Origin of the sequence: Halomonas sp. NyZ770, assembly GCF_020616575.1 — a bacterium.
Classification (GTDB): Bacteria; Pseudomonadota; Gammaproteobacteria; order Pseudomonadales; family Halomonadaceae; genus Vreelandella; species Vreelandella hamiltonii.
In genome coordinates this window covers 865,466-886,633 of sequence record NZ_CP085143.1, presented here as the reverse complement: position 1 = coordinate 886,633, position 21,168 = coordinate 865,466, and the positions used below count along the sequence as shown (strand labels likewise).

The 21,168-nt window shown below is 62.7% G+C and carries 20 protein-coding genes; 9 read left to right on the top strand and 11 right to left on the bottom strand.

The genetic code is table 11. The annotated features are described in order from the left end of the window. Positions 1–59 precede the first annotated feature (59 nt). Entirely contained in the window at positions 60–701 is a 642-nt protein-coding gene (locus LG409_RS04290; protein ID WP_081192452.1) for a hypothetical protein, read from the top strand. Between the two features lie 179 nt (positions 702–880). Then, positions 881–2,452 carry an AbgT family transporter gene (locus LG409_RS04285; protein WP_039175630.1) on the top strand — a complete coding sequence of 524 codons (1,572 nt, stop codon included), beginning with the start codon at positions 881–883 and terminating at the stop codon, positions 2,450–2,452. A gap of 100 nt (positions 2,453–2,552) precedes the next feature. Here the strand turns inward: LG409_RS04285 and rpoD are convergent, their stop codons facing one another. The 3 genes from rpoD to rpsU all read right to left on the bottom strand — a co-directional run bounded on the left by rpoD (position 2,553) and on the right by rpsU (position 6,890). Further along, positions 2,553–4,409: an RNA polymerase sigma factor RpoD gene (gene rpoD / locus LG409_RS04280; protein ID WP_039175627.1), complete on the bottom strand. Its 1,857-nt coding sequence runs from the start codon at positions 4,407–4,409 to the stop codon at positions 2,553–2,555. A 230-nt stretch (positions 4,410–4,639) separates the two neighbouring features. Then, positions 4,640–6,487, bottom strand: coding sequence for a DNA primase (dnaG, locus tag LG409_RS04275; protein ID WP_227407678.1), 1,848 nt, complete (start codon positions 6,485–6,487; stop codon positions 4,640–4,642). A gap of 187 nt (positions 6,488–6,674) precedes the next feature. After that, entirely contained in the window at positions 6,675–6,890 is a 216-nt protein-coding gene (gene rpsU / locus LG409_RS04270; protein WP_016416934.1) for a 30S ribosomal protein S21, read from the bottom strand. Between the two features lie 200 nt (positions 6,891–7,090). On the opposite strand from rpsU, the gene tsaD reads away from it, so the two are divergent. Beyond that, on the top strand, positions 7,091–8,146 hold the full coding sequence (tsaD, locus tag LG409_RS04265) for a tRNA (adenosine(37)-N6)-threonylcarbamoyltransferase complex transferase subunit TsaD (RefSeq protein WP_227407677.1): 1,056 nt from the start codon (positions 7,091–7,093) through the stop codon (positions 8,144–8,146). Positions 8,147–8,155: 9 nt separating this feature from the next. Here tsaD and LG409_RS04260 read toward each other — a convergent pair whose 3' ends face one another. After that, a complete protein-coding gene (locus tag LG409_RS04260) occupies positions 8,156–8,725 on the bottom strand; it encodes a glycerol-3-phosphate acyltransferase (RefSeq protein WP_039175619.1) in 570 nt (189 codons plus the stop codon). 104 nt (positions 8,726–8,829) lie between these two features. On the opposite strand from LG409_RS04260, the gene folB reads away from it, so the two are divergent. Together folB and folK are read left to right on the top strand one after the other, a co-directional pair. Further along, entirely contained in the window at positions 8,830–9,210 is a 381-nt protein-coding gene (folB, locus tag LG409_RS04255) for a dihydroneopterin aldolase (protein WP_039175618.1), read from the top strand. Next, positions 9,207–9,752 (top strand): 2-amino-4-hydroxy-6-hydroxymethyldihydropteridine diphosphokinase, encoded by a 546-nt coding sequence (gene folK / locus LG409_RS04250; RefSeq protein WP_144979791.1) that lies wholly within the window; start codon positions 9,207–9,209, stop codon positions 9,750–9,752. The genes folB and folK overlap by 4 nt, the downstream gene beginning before the upstream one ends. On the opposite strand, the gene LG409_RS04245 is transcribed toward folK, so the two are convergent. After that, positions 9,749–10,867 carry a polynucleotide adenylyltransferase gene (locus LG409_RS04245; protein WP_096921361.1) on the bottom strand — a complete coding sequence of 373 codons (1,119 nt, stop codon included), beginning with the start codon at positions 10,865–10,867 and terminating at the stop codon, positions 9,749–9,751. The genes folK and LG409_RS04245 overlap by 4 nt on opposite strands. After that, positions 10,867–11,682: a symmetrical bis(5'-nucleosyl)-tetraphosphatase gene (locus LG409_RS04240; RefSeq protein ID WP_144979788.1), complete on the bottom strand. Its 816-nt coding sequence runs from the start codon at positions 11,680–11,682 to the stop codon at positions 10,867–10,869. The genes LG409_RS04245 and LG409_RS04240 overlap by 1 nt, the downstream gene beginning before the upstream one ends. A gap of 201 nt (positions 11,683–11,883) precedes the next feature. Between LG409_RS04240 and LG409_RS04235 the strand changes: the two genes are divergently transcribed. Beyond that, positions 11,884–12,060 carry a hypothetical protein gene (locus tag LG409_RS04235; protein ID WP_186299072.1) on the top strand — a complete coding sequence of 59 codons (177 nt, stop codon included), beginning with the start codon at positions 11,884–11,886 and terminating at the stop codon, positions 12,058–12,060. After that, entirely contained in the window at positions 12,060–13,523 is a 1,464-nt protein-coding gene (locus tag LG409_RS04230; protein ID WP_144979785.1) for a GMC oxidoreductase, read from the top strand. Before LG409_RS04235 ends, LG409_RS04230 begins: the two co-directional genes overlap by 1 nt. Before the next feature lie 15 nt (positions 13,524–13,538). Here LG409_RS04230 and apaG read toward each other — a convergent pair whose 3' ends face one another. From apaG to LG409_RS04205, 5 genes are read right to left on the bottom strand one after another with little or no spacing between them, the layout of a single operon-like run. After that, positions 13,539–13,916 (bottom strand): Co2+/Mg2+ efflux protein ApaG, encoded by a 378-nt coding sequence (gene apaG / locus LG409_RS04225; RefSeq protein ID WP_144979781.1) that lies wholly within the window; start codon positions 13,914–13,916, stop codon positions 13,539–13,541. Next, on the bottom strand, positions 13,913–14,740 hold the full coding sequence (gene rsmA / locus LG409_RS04220; RefSeq protein WP_227407676.1) for a 16S rRNA (adenine(1518)-N(6)/adenine(1519)-N(6))-dimethyltransferase RsmA: 828 nt from the start codon (positions 14,738–14,740) through the stop codon (positions 13,913–13,915). Before rsmA ends, apaG begins: the two co-directional genes overlap by 4 nt. Positions 14,741–14,766: 26 nt before the next feature. Continuing rightward, positions 14,767–15,810: a 4-hydroxythreonine-4-phosphate dehydrogenase PdxA gene (gene pdxA / locus LG409_RS04215; protein ID WP_227407675.1), complete on the bottom strand. Its 1,044-nt coding sequence runs from the start codon at positions 15,808–15,810 to the stop codon at positions 14,767–14,769. Beyond that, positions 15,810–16,847, bottom strand: coding sequence for a peptidylprolyl isomerase (locus tag LG409_RS04210; protein WP_096921365.1), 1,038 nt, complete (start codon positions 16,845–16,847; stop codon positions 15,810–15,812). The genes pdxA and LG409_RS04210 overlap by 1 nt, the downstream gene beginning before the upstream one ends. A 35-nt stretch (positions 16,848–16,882) precedes the next feature. Next, positions 16,883–19,330: an LPS-assembly protein LptD gene (locus tag LG409_RS04205; RefSeq protein WP_227407674.1), complete on the bottom strand. Its 2,448-nt coding sequence runs from the start codon at positions 19,328–19,330 to the stop codon at positions 16,883–16,885. Between the two features lie 70 nt (positions 19,331–19,400). Here LG409_RS04205 and LG409_RS04200 point away from each other — a divergent pair, with 70 nt between their 5' ends. Both LG409_RS04200 and murU read left to right on the top strand, forming a co-directional pair. After that, the gene (locus LG409_RS04200; RefSeq protein WP_227407673.1) at positions 19,401–20,411 is read left to right on the top strand and encodes an aminoglycoside phosphotransferase family protein; all 1,011 of its coding nucleotides are present in this window, start codon (positions 19,401–19,403) and stop codon (positions 20,409–20,411) included. Next, on the top strand, positions 20,408–21,064 hold the full coding sequence (gene murU, locus LG409_RS04195) for an N-acetylmuramate alpha-1-phosphate uridylyltransferase MurU (RefSeq protein ID WP_193461648.1): 657 nt from the start codon (positions 20,408–20,410) through the stop codon (positions 21,062–21,064). The genes LG409_RS04200 and murU overlap by 4 nt, the downstream gene beginning before the upstream one ends. Positions 21,065–21,168 lie beyond the last annotated feature (104 nt).

Here is a 21,168-nt window from a genome sequence, read left to right as displayed (position 1 = left end):
AACATCCATTCATGTATGTTTGTTGTTTGACTGATCTCGCCTGACGTAGAGGAACCGTGATGCCACCCTCCTGGCCTATTGATTTTCGCACTGCGCTGCTGCGCGCGACACTCTATATACTCTTCATCGGAGGCATCGCCCAAGGCGCGTATCTGGAAGCGTTGTATCTGCCTACCGTGCGCTATACCGAGCTGGGGTTCACCGAGCTGACCCAGACCTTCATTCTGATCAGCTGCTGCACCTTGCTCCTCTACGTACGCCATGTGCTGAAAGTATGGCCCACGGTGACCCTTCTGCTGCTGGCCTTCCTCGCTGCCTCGCTGGTACGTGAGCAGGACTACTTTCTCGATGAGTACGTCGCACGGCATACCTGGAAAATCCTGGTCGCCATGATCATCCTCCCCTCACTGGCCTGGGTCGTGTACCAGCGCCAGCGTTTTCTGGAGGAGTTTCGCCACTTCAGCAATAGCTTTGCCTTTGGGCTGTTTGCAGGCGGCGTACTGGTTACTTATGTATTTTCACGTCTTTATGGCAGGCAAGTGTTTTGGCGCGCCGTATTGGAGGAGCAATACGTCCGGGTTTTCAAGGATGTGGCAGAAGAAGTGGTCGAGCTGCTGGGCTATAGCCTGATTCTGTTTGCCATGATCGAGCTGCTCCTGCTGGCCCGACGCCTGCACCTTGCTCGCCAGAAAAGCGCCTGACACCCTGCCAATAGGTTCTTTTTGCCGTCTTTGAGAGCACCGCCAGAGACGGCATTTCATTTTTTACATCCCGCTATACGTAAAGCCATTTGCGCCCCCTTGACCATCCACGTAGTGTCGTCCCCCACACCGCTTTGGGCAATTTTGCTAAAAAACAACCAACTGACGACACAAACGTTATGAATACACCAAACAATCGTGAAAATACGCTAAAACGCGGGGCGTTCACTCGCTTCCTGGATAGCGTCGAATGGCTGGGCAACTTGCTGCCTCACCCGGTGACACTGTTCGCCATCCTGTGTGTGCTGGTGGTGGTCGGCAGCGGCATTGCGGGGGCGCTAGGGGTATCGGTAGCCGACCCACGCCCAGCCAATGAAGGCGAGTGGATTGCCGTCAATTCATTGCTCAACGCCGAGGGCCTGCGCCGTCTGGTCACCGAAATGGTGACCAACTTCACCAGTTTTGCGCCCTTGGGTACCGTGCTGGTGGCCATGCTGGGGGTGGGTGTGGCCGAGCACTCGGGCCTGCTGTCGGCCAGCATGCGCGCGCTGGTACTCAACCGCTCACCGCGTATCGTCACCTATGCCGTGGTATTTGCGGGCATCATGTCGAACATGGCAGCCGAGCTTGGCTATGTGGTGCTGATTCCGCTGGCGGCGATGATCTTTCATTCGCTGGGCAGACATCCGCTGGCCGGTCTGGCAGCCGCGTTTTGTGGCGTCTCCGGCGGCTACAGCGCCAACCTCTTGATCGGCACCGTCGACCCGCTGCTCTCGGGCATCACCCAGGAAGCCGCTCGTCTGCTGGACCCGGCGTATATCGTCGGGGCCGAAGCCAACTGGTTCTTCATGTTTGCCAGCACCTTTTTCGTCACCCTGATTGGCGGCCTGGTCACGGAGCGCATCGTCGAGCCGAAGCTGGGCAAGTTCGATACGGCCTATGCCGACAGCGATATCGATCAGCAGCGTATGGAGGGCCTGTCCGACACCGAAAAGCGGGCACTGAAGGGCACCGGCCTGGCCACTCTGGCACTCATCGCCCTGGTGGCCATCATGGTGGTGCCTGAAGGCGGCATTCTGCGCGACCCCGAGACCGGGCTGATCAGCGGCTCCCCCTTCCTGCGCGGCATCGTGGTGATCGTGGCCGTTTCGTTCAGCGTGCTGGGCTTCATCTATGGTCGCTTGGCAGGCACCATGCACAATGACCGCGACGTGGTGAACGCCATGGCCAAGAGCATGAGCAGCCTGGGCCTCTATATCGTGCTGGTCTTTTTTGCCGCTCAGTTCGTGGCGCTGTTCAACTGGAGCAACTTTGGCACGGTGACCGCCATTGCCGGAGCCGACCTGCTGGAGTCTCTGGGGCTGCGCGGGCCTGGACTATTTGCGCTGTTCATCATCATGTGCGCCTTCATCAACCTGTCGCTGGGCAGCGCCTCGGCGCAGTGGGCCGTGACGGCACCCATCTTCGTGCCCATGCTGATGCTGATGGGCTACGCCCCGGAAGTGATTCAGGCCGCCTACCGGATCGGCGACTCGGTCACCAACCTGATCACCCCGATGATGAGCTATTTTGGGCTGATTCTGGCCGTGGCGACCCGCTACCGCAAGGATATGGGCATTGGCACTCTGGTAGCGCTCATGCTGCCTTATACCCTGTTCATGCTGATCGGCTGGAGCCTTCTGTTCTTCCTCTGGGTATTCGTACTGGGTCTGCCCGTAGGACCGGGCTCCGCGACTCACTACACCCTGTAAAGGCTTCAACAAAAGCGGCAAGGTGCTACTGGCACCTTGCCCAACAGCCGCCCACAAAAAAGCCCGCCGTGTTTCCACGGCGGGCTTTTTCGAGCGACGCTTACTCGTCCAGGAAGGAACGCAGCGGCTCGGAACGGCTGGGATGACGCAGCTTGCGAAGCGCCTTGGCTTCGATCTGGCGGATCCGCTCTCGGGTCACGTCGAACTGCTTGCCGACTTCTTCCAGGGTGTGATCGGTATTCATGTCGATACCGAAACGCATGCGCAGCACCTTCGCTTCGCGAGCGGTCAAACCACCGAGGACGTTACGGGTCGCTTCGATCAGGCCTTCGCCGGTCGCCATATCGATGGGCAGCAGCATGGTGCTGTCCTCGATGAAGTCGCCCAGGTGAGAGTCATCGTCATCACCAATCGGCGTCTCCATGGAGATCGGCTCCTTGGCGATCTTGAGCACCTTGCGCACCTTGTCTTCCGGCATTTCAAGACGCTCGCCCAGCTCTTCAGGCGTCGGCTCGCGGCCCATTTCCTGCAGCATCTGACGAGAGACACGATTGAGCTTGTTGATGGTCTCGATCATATGGACCGGAATACGAATGGTCCGCGCCTGATCCGCGATGGAGCGCGTAATGGCCTGACGAATCCACCATGTCGCGTAGGTGGAGAACTTGTAGCCACGGCGATACTCGAACTTGTCCACCGCCTTCATCAGACCGATATTGCCTTCCTGAATCAGATCCAGGAACTGCAGGCCACGGTTGGTGTACTTCTTGGCGATCGAGATCACCAGACGCAGGTTGGCCTCGACCATCTCTTTCTTGGCCCGGCGCGCCTTCGCTTCACCGATGGAGAGCTTGCGGTTGACTTCCTTCAGGTCCGCCACCGTCAGCTGCACCATGTCTTCCTCGAACGCAATCTTGCGCTGAGAACGTGCGATGTCGGCACGCAGTGGCTCAAGACGGTCGGCATACTTGGGCTGCGCTTCCTGGAAAGCGTCCAGCCACGACGAATCCGACTCATGCCCCGGGAAGGACTTGATGAAGGTCTTGCGCGGCACCTTGGCTTTCTTGACGCACAGCTGCATGACCGCCTTTTCCTGGGCACGCACCTGCTCCACGCTGATGCGGATCTGCCCCACCAGACGCTCGAAGTGCTTGGGCACCAGTTTGATGGGCGAGAACAGCTCGGCCAGACGTGCCTGCTCGGCCTTCAGCTCGCTACTGCCACGGCCAAACTTGGCCAGCGCCGCTTCGACGGCAGCATTCTGCTCACGAATCTGCTCGAAACGCGCCTTGGCCTCTTCCGGGTCCGGGCCGCCTTCGCTGGCGGTGGTGTCCTCGTCATCGTCGTCATCGTCGCTGTCGATATCGTCGTCATCGCTCAGCTCGGTATCGACTTCCGGCTCGGGGGCTTCCGCTTCAGCCACCCCGGGAATACCTTCATCGGGGTCGATGAAGCCGGAGAACAGGTCGGAAAGGCGCCCTGGCGCCTCCTCGTCCTGGGTCGCGTCGTAGGCTTCGAGGATGGAGGCAACGGCACCGGGCAGGTACGCAAGCGCCGACATGACTTCCCGCGTGCCCTCTTCGATCCGCTTGGCGATTTCGATTTCGCCTTCACGGGTCAGCAGCTCCACCGTACCCATCTCACGCATGTACATGCGGACAGGGTCAGTGGTGCGACCGACGTCGCTTTCCACGGCGGCGAGTGCCGCAACGGCCTCTTCCGCAGCGGATTCGTCCGCGGAGTGATCCGACATCATCAAAGTGTCTTCATCTGGCGCTTCTTCAACGACACTGATACCCATGTCGTTGATCATGCCAATGATGTCTTCCACTTGATCCGGGTCGGCGATATCCTCGGGTAGATGGTCGTTGACCTCGGCATAGGTCAGGTAGCCCTGCTCCTTGCCGCGCGCGATCAACTCCTTCAGACGTGACTGCTGCTGCGCATTTCCAGCCATAGAAACCCTATCTCGACGAAGAAGAATGAAACACCTGGGGCGCTGAATCGATTAAACTCAACAAGCCGAACAGTATAGCGTAAATAGCTGGATTTTTTCCAGCGAAACGTATTTTCGCGATCATTCAGGTGTGTTAGGTTGTTCGGTTAGCCAATACTTGGCGGCATAACCTCTATGTGGCCCTGAAGTTCGAGATTTCAACCCCTCACCTCTTGCAACCACCTTGTGCATTAGCGGCCCTGGGTCAATTCCATCACCAACCCGGCCAACCGCTGCCGCTGCTCCTTATCCAGCTTTTGCCCTGAGCGCTCCAGCGCCAGCAAGGCATCGTACTCTTCCTGCGGCGAACGCTTGCGCTGCTTCTCGACCAGGTGTTCGACCAACCCGGTCAGCTCGTCCTCACGGGTCGCCCTGGGAATCAGCAGCTCACGCGCGGCCAACTCTGCCAGCACACGCCCCTCATCACTGCCCTGAAAGTGCGCCAGTACCACTTGCGGGCTGCGGTAGCGTCCGGCGCGCAGCAGGGCAATCAGGTCCCGGCAAAGCGATGCCTGAGGATCCTGGCCAGGCAGCCAATCCTGCGTTTCCGGCAGAACGGCCACCAGCGTCGGTTCATGCAGCAACAGCTGCACGATACGTCCTACGGTGGAGAGCGCCCGCGAGGTGCTCGCCTGACGCAACGGCCGACCACCGCGCGGGCGAACCTGCTCTTCCGGCGCCGCCTGCGCATCGACCGGCTCCCACTGCGGCGACACCCTGGAGGCTGCTGCCACGCGTTTGTCCAGCAACCCCTGCAACTGCGCCTGGGACAGCCCACTTCGCTTGGCGAGCGTCTCCAGCAACAGCGACTTCAGCATGCCTTCCGGGACCTTCTGCAGCGCCTCCAGCACGTGACTGGCGAAGCGCTCGCGCCCTTCCACGGTCTGCAAGTCGCGCCCCTGGGCAGCCTGCTCGAACAGAAACTCCGACAGCGGCATGGCACAGGTCACGCGGTCTTCGAAGGCCTCGCGACCCTCGCGGCGTACCAGCGAATCCGGGTCATCCCCTTCCGGCAAGAACAGAAACCGTGCCTCGCGGCCATCGATCATCTGCGGCAGCGCGGTTTCCAGCGCACGGCTGGCTGCCTGACGCCCGGCGCGGTCACCGTCGAAACAGAACACCACGCGACTGACCAGGCGGAACAGGCGCGTCAGGTGGTCTTCGGTGGTGGCGGTGCCCAGCGTGGCCACGGCGTTATGAATGCCGTACTGCGCCAGCGCCACCACGTCCATGTAACCTTCGACCATCACCAGCTGTTCCAGCTTGCTGGTCGCCTGACGCGCCTCGTACAAGCCGTACAGCTCGCGCCCCTTGTGGAAGACGGGCGTCTCCGGCGAGTTGAGGTATTTGGGCTGCTCATCCCCCATGACCCGACCGCCAAAGGCGATGGTCCGACCGCGCAAATCGCGTATCGGAAACATCACTCGGTCGCGGAAGCGATCATAAGTGCGCCCAGTGTCCTCACGGTGAATCAGCAGACCGTACTCGATCTGCACCGACTCACCGATGCCCTTGGCGCTCAGATGCTGCTTCAGCGCCTCCCAACCGCCGGGGGCATAGCCAATCCCGTAGGTGGTCATCACGTCTGGCGAAAGGCCACGCCCCTGCAAGTAGCGCTGGGCCGCCTGCCCCTCCTGCATCTTCAATCGCTCACGATAGAAGCTGGCCGCCACCTCGAGAAGATTGACACCTTCCTTGCGTTTTTTCTCCCGCTGCTGGGCACGCGGGTCGTCCGCCCCTTCCCTGGGCACGTCCAGCCCCAGCCGCCCGGCCAGCTGCTCGACTGCCTCGGGAAAGGGCAGCTTGTCGTATTCCATCAAAAAGCGTAGCGCATTACCGTGGGCACCACAGCCAAAGCAGTGATAGAACTGCTTGTCGGCACTGACGGTAAACGAAGGTGTTTTTTCCTGATGGAAAGGACACAGGCCGGAAAAATTACGGCCCGCTTTCTTGAGCTGTACGCGCTCCCCCACCACCTCGACCACGTCGACGCGGCCAAGCAGATCGTCGATAAATCGCTGTGGAATTTGACCTGCCATGGGCTGAGGGCATCCTCGCGCAACACGCTTGTGGGCGGGTCTAACGTCATCAGGCCAAGCGCCTGATCACCTTAAACCGCGTAAAACAGACAACACGAAACGAAAAACAAACGGCCACCTGGTGGCGGCCGCTTGGCATCCCTCTTGAGACAACCAGCCAACTGCTCTGGCTCTCTCCATGTACGGATCAATAGAGCCGTTCGAAACGCTTACGCTCACGCTGCAACTTCTTGGCGTGACGTTTTACGGCAGCTGCCGCTTTGCGCTTGCGCTCAGCAGTCGGCTTCTCGTAGTGCTCGCGACGACGTACTTCAGACAGAACGCCAGCTTTTTCGCAAGAACGCTTGAAGCGACGCAGGGCGACGTCAAACGGCTCGTTATCACGTACTTTTACAGAAGGCATTAAGCACTCACCTACCTTAAGGAGTCTTGAGTTCGGATAGTACGCACACCGAACAAGACGGTGCACGACCCAGTTTTACAGCGCACAGTAGTCTAGTCGTGGTTGGCCATCTTTGCAAATGCTTACGCCCAGCGGGCGCTACAATGCTAGACTAGCCGGTTTCGAGTACCTGCCTTTTCAATCAGATGAGTGCTTTTGCCATGCGTGTACTGGGCATCGAGACATCCTGCGACGAAACCGGCGTCGCCATTTACGACACGGCCTACACCGGCGGCCAGGGTCTGCTGGCCGATGCCCTGTATAGCCAGATCGCCATGCACGCCGAATATGGCGGCGTAGTGCCCGAACTGGCCTCTCGGGATCACACACGCAAGCTGCTGCCGCTGATCGAGCAGGTATTGAAAGAGGCCAACCTTTCCCGCCACGACCTGGATGGCATCGCCTATACAGCGGGCCCGGGATTGGTGGGTGCGCTGATGGTCGGTGCCAGCACCGCCCATGGCATGGCCAGGGCGCTGAACATTCCCGTACTGGGGGTGCATCACATGGAAGGCCACCTGCTGGCGCCCATGCTGGAGGAGGAGGCTCCTGCCTTTCCCTTCGTGGCCCTGCTGGTCTCCGGCGGCCACACCCAGCTGGTGGAAGTACAGGGGCTGGGTTGCTATCGACTCCTGGGCGAATCGGTAGACGATGCGGCCGGTGAGGCCTTCGACAAGGCCGCCAAGATGCTGGGCCTGGCGTACCCAGGCGGCCCGCTGGTGGCCAAACTGGCCGAACAGGGCGACCCTAAGCGCTTTCGCTTCCCGCGCCCCATGACCGACCGCCCCGGGCTCGACTTCAGCTTTTCAGGCCTGAAGACCCACACCTTGACGACGATTCGCCAGCTGGAAGCCGCAGGCGAGCTGGACGAACAGGCCAAAGCCGACGTGGCACGCGCCTTCGAAGAGGCCGTCGTGGATACGCTGGTCATCAAGTGCCGCCGAGCCCTGGACGAGACCGGCCTGAAACGCATCGTGATGGCGGGTGGTGTGAGTGCCAATACGCGGCTGCGCGAGCGCCTGGCCCTGGAGACCCAAAAGCGCCAGGCTCGGGCCTATTACCCACGTGGGCGCTTCTGCACCGACAATGGTGCCATGATTGCCTATGTGGGCGCCCAGCGTCTGGCGGCAGGAGAGCGCGACGACAGCGGTATCATGCAGGCTACACCACGCTGGCCACTGGACACGCTGACAGCGCCCCTCAGCACCACCCGATAAGCCGTTGGCCTATTTGCGCAGCGGGGGCTCTTCCCCCTGCCGCCAGCGACGAATATTGAGCACATGACGGGTCAGCACCAGCAGGCTGAACCCGCCCACCACGATCATATAGTCAGGCGCCAGCCAGGCGCACAGCAGGGGCGCCAACAGCGCGCTCGCAACCGACGCCAGCGCGGCGGTACCCAACCGCCATGCCATCAACGCCCAGATGGCAGCGCTGAGCAGCGCGACGCTGGGCACCAGCACCAGCAACACCCCGAAGGCGCTGGCGACGGCCTTGCCGCCTCGAAACCCATACCAGAGCGGGAAGCTGTGGCCCAGCAGCACCGCCAGCCCTACCAGACCCTGCCACATAATCGGCAAGGCCAGCCACTTGGCAGCCAAGACCACCGGCACCGCCTTCAAGGCATCCAACGCCAGGGTGGCCGCCGCCAGCCGAGGGCCATACAGCCGTAACACGTTGGAAAACCCGGGGTTACAGGAACCGCAAAAGCGCGGATCGGCCACGCCTGCCCAACGGCAGACGCTCACCGCCGCCAGCCAACTGCCGCTCAAGTACCCCATGACGATCCACAGCATCCCCTGCTCACCCTGCCCCTCATCAGCCAGCGCCGCCGCCTGAACTGTCGTTTATGGTCGTCCTCAAGTACAATCGCCCGCTTGTCGACGCTGGGGAATGGCCTGTGGACCGCATATTGATTGAAGCACTCACCGTAGAAACCGTGATTGGCGTATACGATTGGGAGCGCACCATCACGCAATCGCTTAGCCTGGATCTCTCCCTGGCCACGGACATCCGGCCTGCCGCCGCCACCGATGATTTGCGCCTGACTCTCGATTATGCCGCGATCTGCCAGCGAATCCAGCAGTTCGCCGACGAGCATCAGTTTGCGCTGGTCGAAACCTTTGCCGAGCGGCTGGCCGCCAGTTTGCAGCACGAGTTCCCGATCAGCTGGCTGCACATGCGTGTGCGCAAGCCCGGCGCGGTGCCTCAAGCAGCCAGTGTCGGGTTGGAAATCACCCGTGGCAGCCTGCCAAAAAACCGCAAGGATAGCGACCCATGAACCTGGTGACACTGAGCCTGGGCAGCAATATCGACCCGGAAAAGCACATCCGCCTGTGCCTGGATGCCCTGGCAGAGACGTTTGGCGAACTGCAGATATCGCGCATTTTCGAGAGCGAACCCGTCGGCTTCAAGGATAGCCGCAATTTCTACAACCTGGTGGTGGCGTTCCATAGCGACTGGTCCGTGGCCAGACTGCAGGCTTGGTCCAAAGCATTGGAAATGGCCCACGGGCGGACGCCCGACATGGTCAAGTGCAGCCCGCGTGCTCTGGATATCGATCTGCTGACCGTGGGGGACGCCTGCGGCGTGATAGATGATGTGGCCCTGCCGCGGGCTGAAATCACCCAGAACGCGTTCGTACTGCAACCCTTGGCCGAGCTGCTGCCCGACGAACGGCACCCCCGCTGTCATACGCCTTATGCCACGCTGTGGCAGCGTTTCACCTTGGGTCGTCAGCGGCTGTGGGCCATCGACTTTCAGTGGCAGGGGCGCTTCGTTTCCCAGGCCGACCCCTTGCCGCGCAAGCTCCACGCGCGCTAAAGCGCTGCGGCCACGGCCTCGCGCCGCCGTTGACGCAGCGCTTCTCCCAAGGCTGCCCCTCGATAGCCTTCCCCCATCAACACCTGAGGGCTGACCGCGCAGGCGGCTTGCCAGGCCGCCTCCAGAACGGGGCGCAAGGCCGGCGCAAGCCGCTCCAGCAACTGCAATTGCGCGCTGACCTGGGCAGGCTTGCGCCAGCCATCCAGACGCTCCAGCCAGCACAGCACTTTCTCGGCTTCCAGCGGGGCTGCCAGCAGCGCCTTGGTCGAGGCGGCATGGCGTGCCAGCTGCGCAACGCTATTGGGCAACTTCAAACGCACGGCCAGGGCTTCGCGCTGTGGCTCACTCAGCACCGACACCAGCAGCGCATAGCGCCAGTGCGCCAGCGGCGGCTCGCGCTGTTCGGGAGCTGCCTGCATGGCCTCCAGGGCCTGGGCCAGACACGCCTTCGCTGCCAGCTCAGGCCACCACGCCGCCAACGCATCACACGCGGCCAGGGTCGTGAAATAGCACTCGGGGCTGGGTTCGGCCAGCGCCTTCTCGGTCTCGACCCACACGCGCTCGGCTGCCAGATGCGCCAGCTCTCCGCTGCGGCTGACCGCGCGCATCAGGGCCAGGGTATCCGGCGCAACGGCAAAGCCCATGGAGGCATAGCGGGCTAAAAAACGCGCAGTACGCAGTACGCGCAAGGGGTCTTCACTGAAGGCGGGGGAGACATGGCGAAGCCAGCGTTGCTCGATGTCCCGCTGTCCGTGATAAGGGTCGGTCAAATGCCCATCCGCCGCCTGGGCGATGGCATTGATGGTCAGATCCCGACGGGAGAGATCCTCTTCCAACGTCACGTCGGGGCTGGCGTGCACCTCGAACCCGCCATACCCGTGGCCCGACTTGCGCTCGGTACGCGCCAGCGCGTACTCCTCCTGGGTAGCCGGGTGCAGGAACACCGGAAAATCGCGCCCGACGGGTTTGAATCCACGCTGCTGCATCATTTCGGGGGTTGCCCCCACCACCACCCAGTCGTGATCCACCACGGGCCACCCCAACAGCTCGTCCCGCACGGCCCCACCCACGCGGTAGACCTCCAGCCCTTGGGTGTATGCATCCAGCTGAAACATCAGCGGCCTCCCTGCTGGCTGGGCACACTGACACGCTGGCCGCTCTCCAGCACCAGCGCGCTCAGAGAACCACCCCACACGCACCCGGTATCGATCCCGTGCACATCCACCTTCGCGCCAGGGGTACGCCCCTCCAACGCCGCCCAGTGGCCAAACAGCAGGCGCAGATCGTCGGCACGGGGAAACTGGAACCAGGGCGCAAAGCCCGCAGGCGCGCTCTCCAGCCCCTCCTTGGCAGCAAAATCGAGCCGCTCCTGGGCATCGATGAAGCGCATCCGAGTGAACACATTGACGATACAGCGCAGCCTGTCCATGCCCTCGAGCTGGTCGTGGAAGCGATCAGGCTGATTGCCGAACAGTTGGCTCAGGAAAGCTCCCGCCTGCTCGCTGCCCAGCGCTGCTTGTACTTCTCCGCTCAGCGCCAGCGCCTGTTCGGCACTCCAACTGGGCAGCAGCCCGGCGTGGGTCATCAGCGTGTTATCGGCCTGTACCGCAAGAGGAAGGCTTTGCAGCCAGTCCAGCAAATCGTCACGGTGGGGCGAAGACAGAATGTCGTCCAGCGTGTCGTGGCGCTTGAGCTTGCCGCCCCCCCGTGCCACCACCAGCAGGTGGAAATCGTGGTTCCCCAGCACGCTGCGTGCGGCGCTGCCCAGCGCTTTCACTTCCTGCAGGCAGGCCAGGGAGCCAGGCCCCCGGTTGATCAAATCGCCCACCAGCCAGAGCGTATCGCGGGCGGGATCAAAGCTGATTTTATCCAGCAAGGCGACAAACTCGGCATGACATCCATGCAGGTCGCCAATGATATAAGTGCTCATGGGTAAAGGCCTGTTGACTGATTCAATGTTGGCGTCGCGGGGCCGTATCGGTGACCACGCATAAACCGCTGGAGCAATCGCCGTGCATATCCCACTATAACGTTAGCGACTCGGCAACCCCTGGCAGGCCTATCTGACAAGCCCTGACAACCACCGGGGGTGCGATTCGCGCACGACTGGCCACCACAAGGATGCCCCGCCATGCCTGCCTCTGCCTTGCCCGACGACGCGCCCCTGCGTCTTACCCGGCGCGATGCGCTCAAGACCTTCACCCTGATCACGGGCGGCACGTTGGTCGCGCTAGCCTACTCACCGCTTTTGCAGGCCCGGCCGGTAAAGCAGGTGAATGGCTGGCTGCTGCATGAGGATGATCGCTAATGTATGTGGCGTTCGAAACCCTTGCGGCCCAGACTGCGCCCCCTGCTCCGCCCTATGATCTGTGTATCGTGGGGGCAGGCGCTGCGGGCATCAGCATCGCGGTGACGCTGGCCCAGCGTGGCCACCGCATTCTGCTATGCGAAGGGGGCGGAGCCTCGTACAGCGAACGCTCCCAGGAGATCTACCGAGGCGAGGTGGTGGGCGACGCCTACCCGGCGCTCGACGGTGCCCGTTTACGTTACCTGGGTGGCTCCACCAATCACTGGGGTGGCGTTTGCCGCCCCCTCGACCGCCACGATTTCGTCGCCAAGCCTGCCGCCCCCGAGACGGGCTGGCCCATCACCCATGACGCGCTGGCCCCCTACTACGCTCCGGCAGCCACACTGCTCGACCTGACACCGCCGCCAAATGACAGCCCGCTGGTCGGCTCCGGCTTCGAGCGCATTCATTTTTCACTGGGCAACCCGGTACGCCTGAAAGACAAGTATGCGCCTGCCTTGAACGCCGCCCCTACGCTGGACTACTGCCTGGATGCCAACCTGACGGGCATCGAGCAGGAGGCAGGCCATGTACGGAGCATCACGCTGCGCAGCTTTGCCGGTCAGCAGTGCCAGGTGCGGGCGCGCTATTTCGTGCTGGCCTGCGGCGGCATCGACAACGCTCGGCTGCTGCTGTGGCTGAACCAGCAGACACAAGGGGCGCTGATTCGCGATGCCACGACGCTGGGTCGCTACTGGATGGAGCATCCCCATGCATCGGTGGGTCAGGCGCTGCTGTTCAACCCCCAGGCGGTGGGCATCGACCCCGAATACAACGTGTTCCTTTCGCCTACGCCCACGGCCCTGCGTCAGCGTGGGCTCCTCAACTGCGGGCTGCGGCTCCACCGCATGAGCCCGGAAGGCACGCAGCAGCTCATCGACACGCTATCGCTCACGGCTCCGGCGCTGGGGCAACAGATTGCCGCTCGGCATGCACGCGGTGAACGTATGCATGGCGTCATTCTGCGAGCCGCCTGGGAGCAGGAGCCCCGTTTCGACAACCGAGTGGCGTTGAGCGAAGAACACGACGAATTTGGCATACCGCGCAGCCGCCTGTTCTGGCGGCAGTCCGCGCTGGATTACCACACCATCCGCGACAGCCTGATGCTGTTCGGCGAGTACCTGATCGACCAGGACATTGGCCGCTTGCAGTTGGCCGACTGGCTGGCCTCGCCTACGGTGCAGTTCCCTGTTGAAGGCGAGCTGGCCGGTCGCCACCACATGGGCGGGACGCGCATGAGCCATCGAGCCGAGCAAGGGATCGTGAACAGCGACTGCCGACTGTTCGATCAGCGCAATCTGTATATTGCGGGTTCCAGCGTCTTCCCAAGCGTCGGCCATGCCAACCCGACCCTGACCATCGTCCAGCTGGCACTGAGGCTATGCGACCATCTGCATGCCCAACTGACCCCACCCGCGGCCTGAGCCGAGAGTGAGGCGTCAATGCAGCTGGCGGGGCACCGCTAACCGAAAAGGCGAGACGGGCACATCGAACGCCCGCTGGGTGTAGGTGTTCAACAAGGTGTAAGCACCCTCCATGACACCTACCGGGGTTTGCAGTATCGCTCGGCTGGTATAGCGGAACCGTTGCCCCGGGCCAATCAGCGGCTGCTGACCCACCACGCCCTTGCCGCGCACTTCCTGGCTCTCGCCATTGCCCTGGGTGATTTTCCAGTAGCGTGCCATCAGCTGCACGCTATGGGGGCTTTGGTTGTGCACCGTCACGGTATAGCTGAATACGTAGCGGGCCTCGCTGGCACTCGACTCGGCGTCCTGAAACTCTGGCGTGACGCTGACCTCGATCTCCAGCCCGCTCACGCGTCACCACTCCGCTGTTCCACGTCCTCATTGGCGGCCACATGATTGGCGATGGTCACGTATTCCGCCACGGTCAGGGTTTGCGGGCGCCGGGCAGGGTCGATGCCCAACGCTTCCAGGGCCTCTGCACTGACCCGCCCCTTCAGGTTGTTGCGCAGCGTCTTGCGGCGCTGCCCAAAGGCCAGCTTGACCAGCTCGAAAAGCAGGGCCGGATCATCGGCCACCTGGGGTAGCGATGCATGGGGCGTCAGCCGCACGATGGCGGAATCGACCTTGGGACGGGGCACGAAGGCTTCCGGTGGCACGATGAACAGCTGCTCCACCTGACAGTAATACTGCGCCATCACCGAGAGCCGCCCCCAATCGGTACTGCCGGGCTCGGCCGCCAGGCGCTCCACCACCTCTTTTTGCAGCATGAAGTGCATATCGGCGATGGCTGACCCCATGGTCAGCAGGTGCACGATCAGCGGCGTCGAAATGTTGTAAGGCAGATTCCCTACCACGCGCAGCGGCTGACCGTCGCCCTTGAGGGCGGCAAAATCGAACTTCAGTGCGTCGCCTTCGTGAATCACGAATTCGGGGTAGTTGAAAAACTGCACCCGCAACCCCGGAATCAGATCTCTATCCAGCTCGATGACTTCCAGCTTGCCGGTCGCTTCCAGCAAGGGAGCAGTGAGCGCGCCCTGGCCGGGACCGATTTCGACCAGCCGATCGCCTTCACGCGGCCCGATGGCACGGACAATCCGTGAAATGATCCCGAGATCACGGAGAAAGTTTTGACCGAAGCGTTTACGAGCACGGTGCTGCAGGGGCACTTGAGACATCTAGCAGTGTTCCTTGGAGGGTTGATTCATGGGGCGGCCTGAGAGGAGGCACGCTGGGTGGCCAGCCGCTGGGCGAGTGCCACCGCCACGCCCAGGCTGGAGGGGTTGGCAATGCCGCGGCCTGCCAGGTCCAGCGCCGTGCCATGGTCTACCGAGGTGCGTACCAGCGGCAGCCCCAAGGTGATGTTGGCAGCCTGACCAAAGCCTGCGTATTTTAGCACTGCCAGGCCCTGGTCGTGATACATCGCCAGTACCGCATCGACCCCCGCCAGATGGCGTGGGGTAAACAGGGTATCGGCCGGAAACGGGCCTTCCACGTTCAGGCCCTCGGCACGCAGCGCCTGCAGGGTGGGCGTGATGATTTCCAGCTCTTCGCGGCCCAGGTGGCCATCTTCACCCGCATGGGGGTTGAGCCCACACACCGCCACCCGAGGCTGGGCAATGCCGAATTGACACTGCAGGTCCGCCACCAGCAGACGGCTGATGCGCGCAATGCGCTCGCCGGTAATGGCATCCGCCACATCGCGCAGCGGCAGATGGGTGGTCACCAGAGCAACCCGCAGGTCGCTTTCGCCCTGCCACTGTGGCGACGTGGCGTGCAGCGCAGCGTCCGTGGCCAACAGCATGACCACCTCATCCACGCCGCAGGCGTCCCGCAGCCACTCGGTGTGGCCCGTGAAGTGCGGGTAGCCACCTTCGATGATCACGCCCTTGTGCAGCGGGGCAGTCACCATGGCCGCCGCGTGTCCGGCCAGGCAGGCATCCACTGCCGTCTGCAGGGTGTCCAGCACATAGCCTGCATTGGCAGGGTCCAGCACGCCGGGCGTGGCCGGTGCGCGCAAGGCGACCGGCCACACCACCAGGCGCCCTGGCGAGGAGACCTGCTGGCTGCCCGGCTCGGCGACCACGATCTCCACCGTGAGCGCGAGCAACGCCGCCCGCTGGGCGAGCAGCGTCGGGTCACCTACCGCCACGGTGTTGTTCAGACGCCCCTGGGCCGCCAGCATCAGCGTCAGCTCGGGGCCGATACCGGCGGGCTCCCCGGTGGTGATCAGCAGCGGCAGCGACATTACAGGCGAATGTCCACGAAGGCCTGTTCGCGAATTTCACGCTGCCATACTTCCAGCTCTTCATTGGCACGACGCTGGAAGATGGCCTGGCGCACCTGCTCGCGACGGCTCTCTTCGGTCACGTCCTGACGGCGACGCTCCAGCACTTCGATCACGTGGTAGCCAAACTGCGAGCGCACCGGCTCGGACAGCTGGTTGGGGCCGAGCGAGTTCATGGCCTCTTCGAAGGCAGGCACCGTCTGGCCGGGGCGCACCCAGCCCAGGTCGCCGCCGTTCATGCCGCTTCCCCGGTCATCGCTGAGTTCACGGGCAACGGTGGCAAAGTCTTCGCCCTGCTGCAGGCGCTGGCGAGCCTGCTCTGCACGGCTACGCGCTTGCGCTTCGTCTCGGGTGGGCGTCAGCTCGACCAGCACGTGGCGCGCACGGGTCTCTTCGATGAACGACTGGCCCTGCTGAGAGGGCTGCTGCTCGAGAAAACGCTCCACTTCCCGGTCCGACACGGAAACCCGCTGGCTGATCTGACGCTGCTGCACCTGGCGCATCAGCATTTCGCGCCGTACTTCCTCACGCACGCTGGCCAGACTCATGCCATCGGCTTCCACGGCATCGGCAAACTGGTCCAGGCTCATGCCATTGGACTCGGCAATGGTACGCAGCTGACGGTTAAGCTCGGTGTCGTCCACGCTCAGGTTGGCGCGGCTGGCCATCTGCAGCTGAATTTCGTCCATCACCATGCGCTCCAGCACCTGCTGGGCCAACTGGCTGCGGGGCGGCAGTTGCCCGCCTTGAGCGGCCGCCTGCTGTTCGATTTGCGCGATGCGGTCGTTCAGCTCGCTGCGCATGATGACACCATCGTTGACAACGGCCACGACGCTATCCAGCGGCTGACGCTGCGCGGATTCGAAGCTCTGGGCCTGAACGCTCAACGGTACCAGGGCAGCACCGGCACCCAGGCACAGGGTCATCATGGTGCCCGCCGAAAGCAATCTTGCCCGCTGGGAGAGCTTGCGGGTCCGCAGGGTCTTTCTGATCGTCATAAAAAGTCTCTTTCAGTCGCCATTCAAGGTGATCGTTAAAGGGGTGTGGGGCGGTAGCCAGGGATCGCCTGCTCAAAGTAGCTGTCGGCCTGTTGACCAACACCGCCAAGACCACGGAAGACAAAGCGCAAGAACAGCCCACGGTCACTAAAGTCGTCTTCCACTCTGGCGGTATCGTTGTCGTCTATCCACTCCCGCCAGACAAGCTGTACGCCGTAGCAGCAGTCGTTCCACTGCAAGCCTGCCAACTGCTCCAGAGGACGATCGTTGGTTTGATCGTGCAGGTAGCGGCCAATCAAATCAATCCTTGGGCTGGCTTTCCAGGCCAGCGACAGGTCCCACTCTTCACGACTGTAGTCGCGGAAGCCGTCGTCGCCGGGCACCACGGAAGGATCGAACCCTTCGATCTCCCAGCGGTAGCCAAGGTTCACTACGTGGCCGTCCGGATGGAGATAACGTACATCGACACTGGAGCGTTCGGTCTGCTCACGCTCGTCGTCGTAGAGCCATTCATAGCCCGTGCTCCAGCGGTCGTTGATCTGCCAGTCCAGACGGGTCACCAGCGGCGAGCGGTCTCGCGTGGCCTGATAGCGGCTCAGCGGATTGGCATTGGGAGCATCCTCCGGACGCGGCGGCAGCGTGCTCGGGTCACCGTCACTGTCGATACGCCGCTCGGCGAAATAGAGGCTCTGGCCAACGCCCAGCGTCAAACGATCACGCCCGGCGCTGTCTTCGATCAGCCGAGACTGCAAGCCCAACGAGACGCGATTCAGATCACCTACCCGGTCAGCCCCCGAGAAGCGGTGCGGGGACCAGAGCTGATCCCAGGAGAACGCCCGTTCACGGCTATCGAAGTCCGGCAGCTGGGTCTGGTTGGTACGCGGCACGTAGGCGTAGTTGATACGGGGCTCGAGAGTCTGGCGATAGTCACGCCCGCCCAGCTCAAGCTCACGCTCGAAGACCAGCCCACCGTCGATGGAGGTGATGGCGACGCTACGCGAGGGCGACGTATCGCGGTCCGTGATACGGTCGCCGTAATCCAGTTCGTAGGCGGTATGCCACAGCTCGCTGCGCGGTTCGATATAGCCCCAGGGCTGCTCATAGCGCCAGCCCACGCTGGGGGTCAGGTGCAAGCGGGTACCAATGGCGGCTTCCCGCTCGGGGACCCGCCGTTCGTCCACGTCACGCCAAAAATAGGTCGCGTTGGAGCGCCACTGGGTATAAAACCCGCTGCCCAGCTGCCAGTCCGAGTTGGCGGTCAGGCTGGGCAGGCGGTAGAAAGGGCGATCGGTATCGCTGAGCGGGTCTTCCAGGCGCTGAAACCCTTGGGCCCTGGCGTCCAGCTGCCAGCGCTCGCCGCGGTAGTCCACCTGCGCCAGACGCTCCATGCTGACCCGATCACCGCTGCCGAACTCACCACCAAAGTCGTCGAAATAGCGCCCATCGCTGGCCGCTCCGTAGCGCAATTGATAGTCGCTGCGCGGGGCCAAGGCACCGGCGTGCTGCGCATCGATGTACCAGCGCTCTTCACCTTCGAAGCGATTGTCTCCGGTGCTGCTGCCACCATCGCTGCCCAGGAAACCACCCTCCACGATCCCCTGGCTTTGCTCGAACAGGTAGCGATACTCGCCATTGAGCAGCAGCCCACGGTCCGACATCCAGCGCGGTGTAATGGTGGCGTCATGGTTAGGTGCAATGTTCCAGTAAAACGGCTGAGCATAGTCAAAGCCGTCACTGGAGAAGCTCAGCGTGGGCGACAGCAGCCCCGTGTGGCGGCGGTCATCGATGGGAAAACGCAGCCAGGGCCAGTAGAAAATCGGCACGTCCTTGACCTGCAGGCGCGCGTGGCGTGCCGTGCCGAATCCGGTGGCCTGATTCAACTGGATATCGCTACCCACCAGCTGCCAGCTGTTGGCACCCGGATCACAGGTAGTGAAGGTGGCATCGCGCAGGCGATACTGCTCTTCTCCGGTTTGCTCCAGTTGACTGGCTTGACCGCGCAGGTGCTGGTCATAGAGCACGTAATGGCTATTGCGCAGCGAGGCGCGATCTTCGTTGAGCATCAGCGTGGCCTGTTCACCACGCACCATGGCCTGACCGTCGCGGATGACCAGATCACCTTCGGCATCGACGCGCTGGCGGTCCGCCGGGAGAAATACCTGATCGGCCTGCAGTTCGGTATTGCCACGACGCAAGACCACATCGCCGCGCAGCAACGCTTCGCCATCCGCGGCATAATCCGCTTCATCGGTTTCCACCGAGAGCGTTTCCGGGTTCTCTTGCGCGGACAAACGATAGTCGGGCATCACATAGCGCCCACGACACAGCTGTTGACGTGCTTCGTCCTGCCCCCAGGGCTGCCAGTCCAGCGCGTCAGCCGACAGCGGCTGGCCCTGAGCCACCGCTGACAGCGAGGCACCGGCGAGCACACTGCCCAACAGCGTTTGCGCAACCGGAGTGGTGCGCGAGATTCGCTTGCCCATGTTCGTTATCCTTGGCATCCAGAATCGGTATTATACAGCCCGCATCATGCCCGACCAGCAAGGAGCTTGCATGTCCTCTTCCAGGATCGACGCCCTCACCCAGTGGGCAGCGCAGCATCATGGCCTCGCGCCCGCGCATATTCAATTGGCACCGGCGGGCGGCGACGCCAGTTTTCGGCGCTATTTTCGCCTCACGCTCCCCGATGGCAGCACACGCATCGTCATGGACGCGCCGCCCGCCCAAGAGGACTCGGCGCCTTTCGTGGCCATCGGCAAACGCTGGCATGCCGCCGGGCTAGCGGTCCCCTGCATCTATGCCAGCGACCTCGACGAAGGATTCCTGCTGCTGGAGGATCTGGGCGACACCCCGCTTCAGGACACCTTCACGGACCCTGACAGCACCCGTCAGCGCCACCTGGAAGCGATGGCGCTGATCGCTCAGTTGCAGAATCGTGCCGACCCTGCGGCGCTACCCGCCTACGATGAGGCGCTGCTGGGGCGTGAACTCGACCTGTTCCCCGAATGGTGCCTGGAACGTTGGCTAGGGCTGGCCGCCCCCGAGTCGTGGCCCGCGCTGCGTCAGGCGTTGATCCATAGCGCGCTGGCACAGCCCGTGGTCAGCGTACATCGGGACTTCGATGCCATGAACCTCATGTGCCAGGATCAGCAACTGACGATGATCGACTTTCAGGATGCCGTGGCTGGTCCGCTCAGCTACGACCTGATCTCGCTGCTGCGGGGGCGTTACTGTCGTTTCAGCGCCAGCCAGTTTGCCGAGCTGGTATCGCTATTCTACCAGCAGGCTCGCCAGGAGGGACGACTGCCCCGCACTACCTCGGAAGCGGAATTTCTGGCCCAGTGCCATGCCATGGCGGCCCAGCGTTCGCTCAAGGTACTGGGCATCTTCTGCCGATTGACGCTACGCGACGCCAAGCAGGGCTACCTGGCCCGCCTACCCCACTTCCTCGCTCACCTGGAAGACAGCCTGGCAGCCCTGCCTGCCCATCAGGGGTTTGCCAAGTGGGTCAGCAGCGAGCTGCGCCCCGCCATCATGCAGCGCCTGGCGGAGCAGAGCACATGAAGGCCATGATCCTGGCTGCAGGCCTTGGCAAGCGCATGCGCCCGCTTACCGACCACTGCCCCAAGCCGCTGCTGCCCGTCGCGGGCAAGCCGCTGATCGTGCATCACATCGAGCGCCTGCGGCAGGCAGGCATTCATGAGTTGGTCATCAATGTCAGCTATCGTGCCGAGCAGATCATGGCCGCCCTGGGCGACGGCAGCGCCTATCAGGTATCCATCCAGTGGAGCCACGAGCCATCTCCGCTGGAAACCGGCGGCGGTATTCGCCAGGCGCTGCCGCTGTTGGGAGAATCTCCTTTTCTGTTGATCAACGGGGATGTGTGGTGCGACTACCTGCCGGATGCTGCCGCGCTGGCCGCCGAGGATCTGGCGCATCTGGTGCTGGTGGACAACCCGGTGCAACACCCTGACGGCGACTTCGCGCTGCATCAGGGCCGGGTGGCGAGCGCTGGAGCGCCACGCCTGACCTTTGCGGGCATCAGCCTGCTGCGCCCCGCTCTGGTGGCCAGCGAGCCGCCAGGGGCGTTTGCCCTGGCGCCGCTGCTGCGTCAGGCCATGGCCGAAGGGCGTGTCTCGGGCGAGCATTTCGCTGGCCACTGGGTAGACGTGGGTACGCCAGAGCGTCTGGCGGTGCTGGAACGACACCTTGCCTGACGGGTTTGCGATAGAGGACGTGCAGGCGACATGGAGAGAAGCCGTGCGTCTGCGCCTGGAAATGTTATGCTGCGCGACCTACCTTTCGTCGCCAGCATGAGGAG

Bases quoted from the DNA above. Each gene is read 5' to 3' on its own strand.
- LG409_RS04230 (WP_144979785.1), top strand. From the start codon at position 12,060: ATGTATGTGGCGTTCGAAACCCTTGCGGCCCAGACTGCGCCCCCTGCT.
- rsmA (WP_227407676.1), bottom strand. From the start codon at position 14,740: ATGTCTCAAGTGCCCCTGCAGCACCGTGCTCGTAAACGCTTCGGTCAA.
- LG409_RS04235 (WP_186299072.1), top strand. From the start codon at position 11,884: ATGCCTGCCTCTGCCTTGCCCGACGACGCGCCCCTGCGTCTTACCCGG.
- rpsU (WP_016416934.1), bottom strand. From the start codon at position 6,890: ATGCCTTCTGTAAAAGTACGTGATAACGAGCCGTTTGACGTCGCCCTG.
- LG409_RS04260 (WP_039175619.1), bottom strand. From the start codon at position 8,725: ATGCTGTGGATCGTCATGGGGTACTTGAGCGGCAGTTGGCTGGCGGCG.
- dnaG (WP_227407678.1), bottom strand. From the start codon at position 6,487: ATGGCAGGTCAAATTCCACAGCGATTTATCGACGATCTGCTTGGCCGC.
- LG409_RS04200 (WP_227407673.1), top strand. From the start codon at position 19,401: ATGTCCTCTTCCAGGATCGACGCCCTCACCCAGTGGGCAGCGCAGCAT.
- LG409_RS04285 (WP_039175630.1), top strand. From the start codon at position 881: ATGAATACACCAAACAATCGTGAAAATACGCTAAAACGCGGGGCGTTC.
- pdxA (WP_227407675.1), bottom strand. From the start codon at position 15,810: ATGTCGCTGCCGCTGCTGATCACCACCGGGGAGCCCGCCGGTATCGGC.
- rpoD (WP_039175627.1), bottom strand. From the start codon at position 4,409: ATGGCTGGAAATGCGCAGCAGCAGTCACGTCTGAAGGAGTTGATCGCG.
- murU (WP_193461648.1), top strand. From the start codon at position 20,408: ATGAAGGCCATGATCCTGGCTGCAGGCCTTGGCAAGCGCATGCGCCCG.
- tsaD (WP_227407677.1), top strand. From the start codon at position 7,091: ATGCGTGTACTGGGCATCGAGACATCCTGCGACGAAACCGGCGTCGCC.
- LG409_RS04205 (WP_227407674.1), bottom strand. From the start codon at position 19,330: ATGGGCAAGCGAATCTCGCGCACCACTCCGGTTGCGCAAACGCTGTTG.
- LG409_RS04245 (WP_096921361.1), bottom strand. From the start codon at position 10,867: ATGTTTCAGCTGGATGCATACACCCAAGGGCTGGAGGTCTACCGCGTG.
- LG409_RS04210 (WP_096921365.1), bottom strand. From the start codon at position 16,847: ATGACGATCAGAAAGACCCTGCGGACCCGCAAGCTCTCCCAGCGGGCA.
- LG409_RS04240 (WP_144979788.1), bottom strand. From the start codon at position 11,682: ATGAGCACTTATATCATTGGCGACCTGCATGGATGTCATGCCGAGTTT.
- folK (WP_144979791.1), top strand. From the start codon at position 9,207: ATGAACCTGGTGACACTGAGCCTGGGCAGCAATATCGACCCGGAAAAG.
- LG409_RS04290 (WP_081192452.1), top strand. From the start codon at position 60: ATGCCACCCTCCTGGCCTATTGATTTTCGCACTGCGCTGCTGCGCGCG.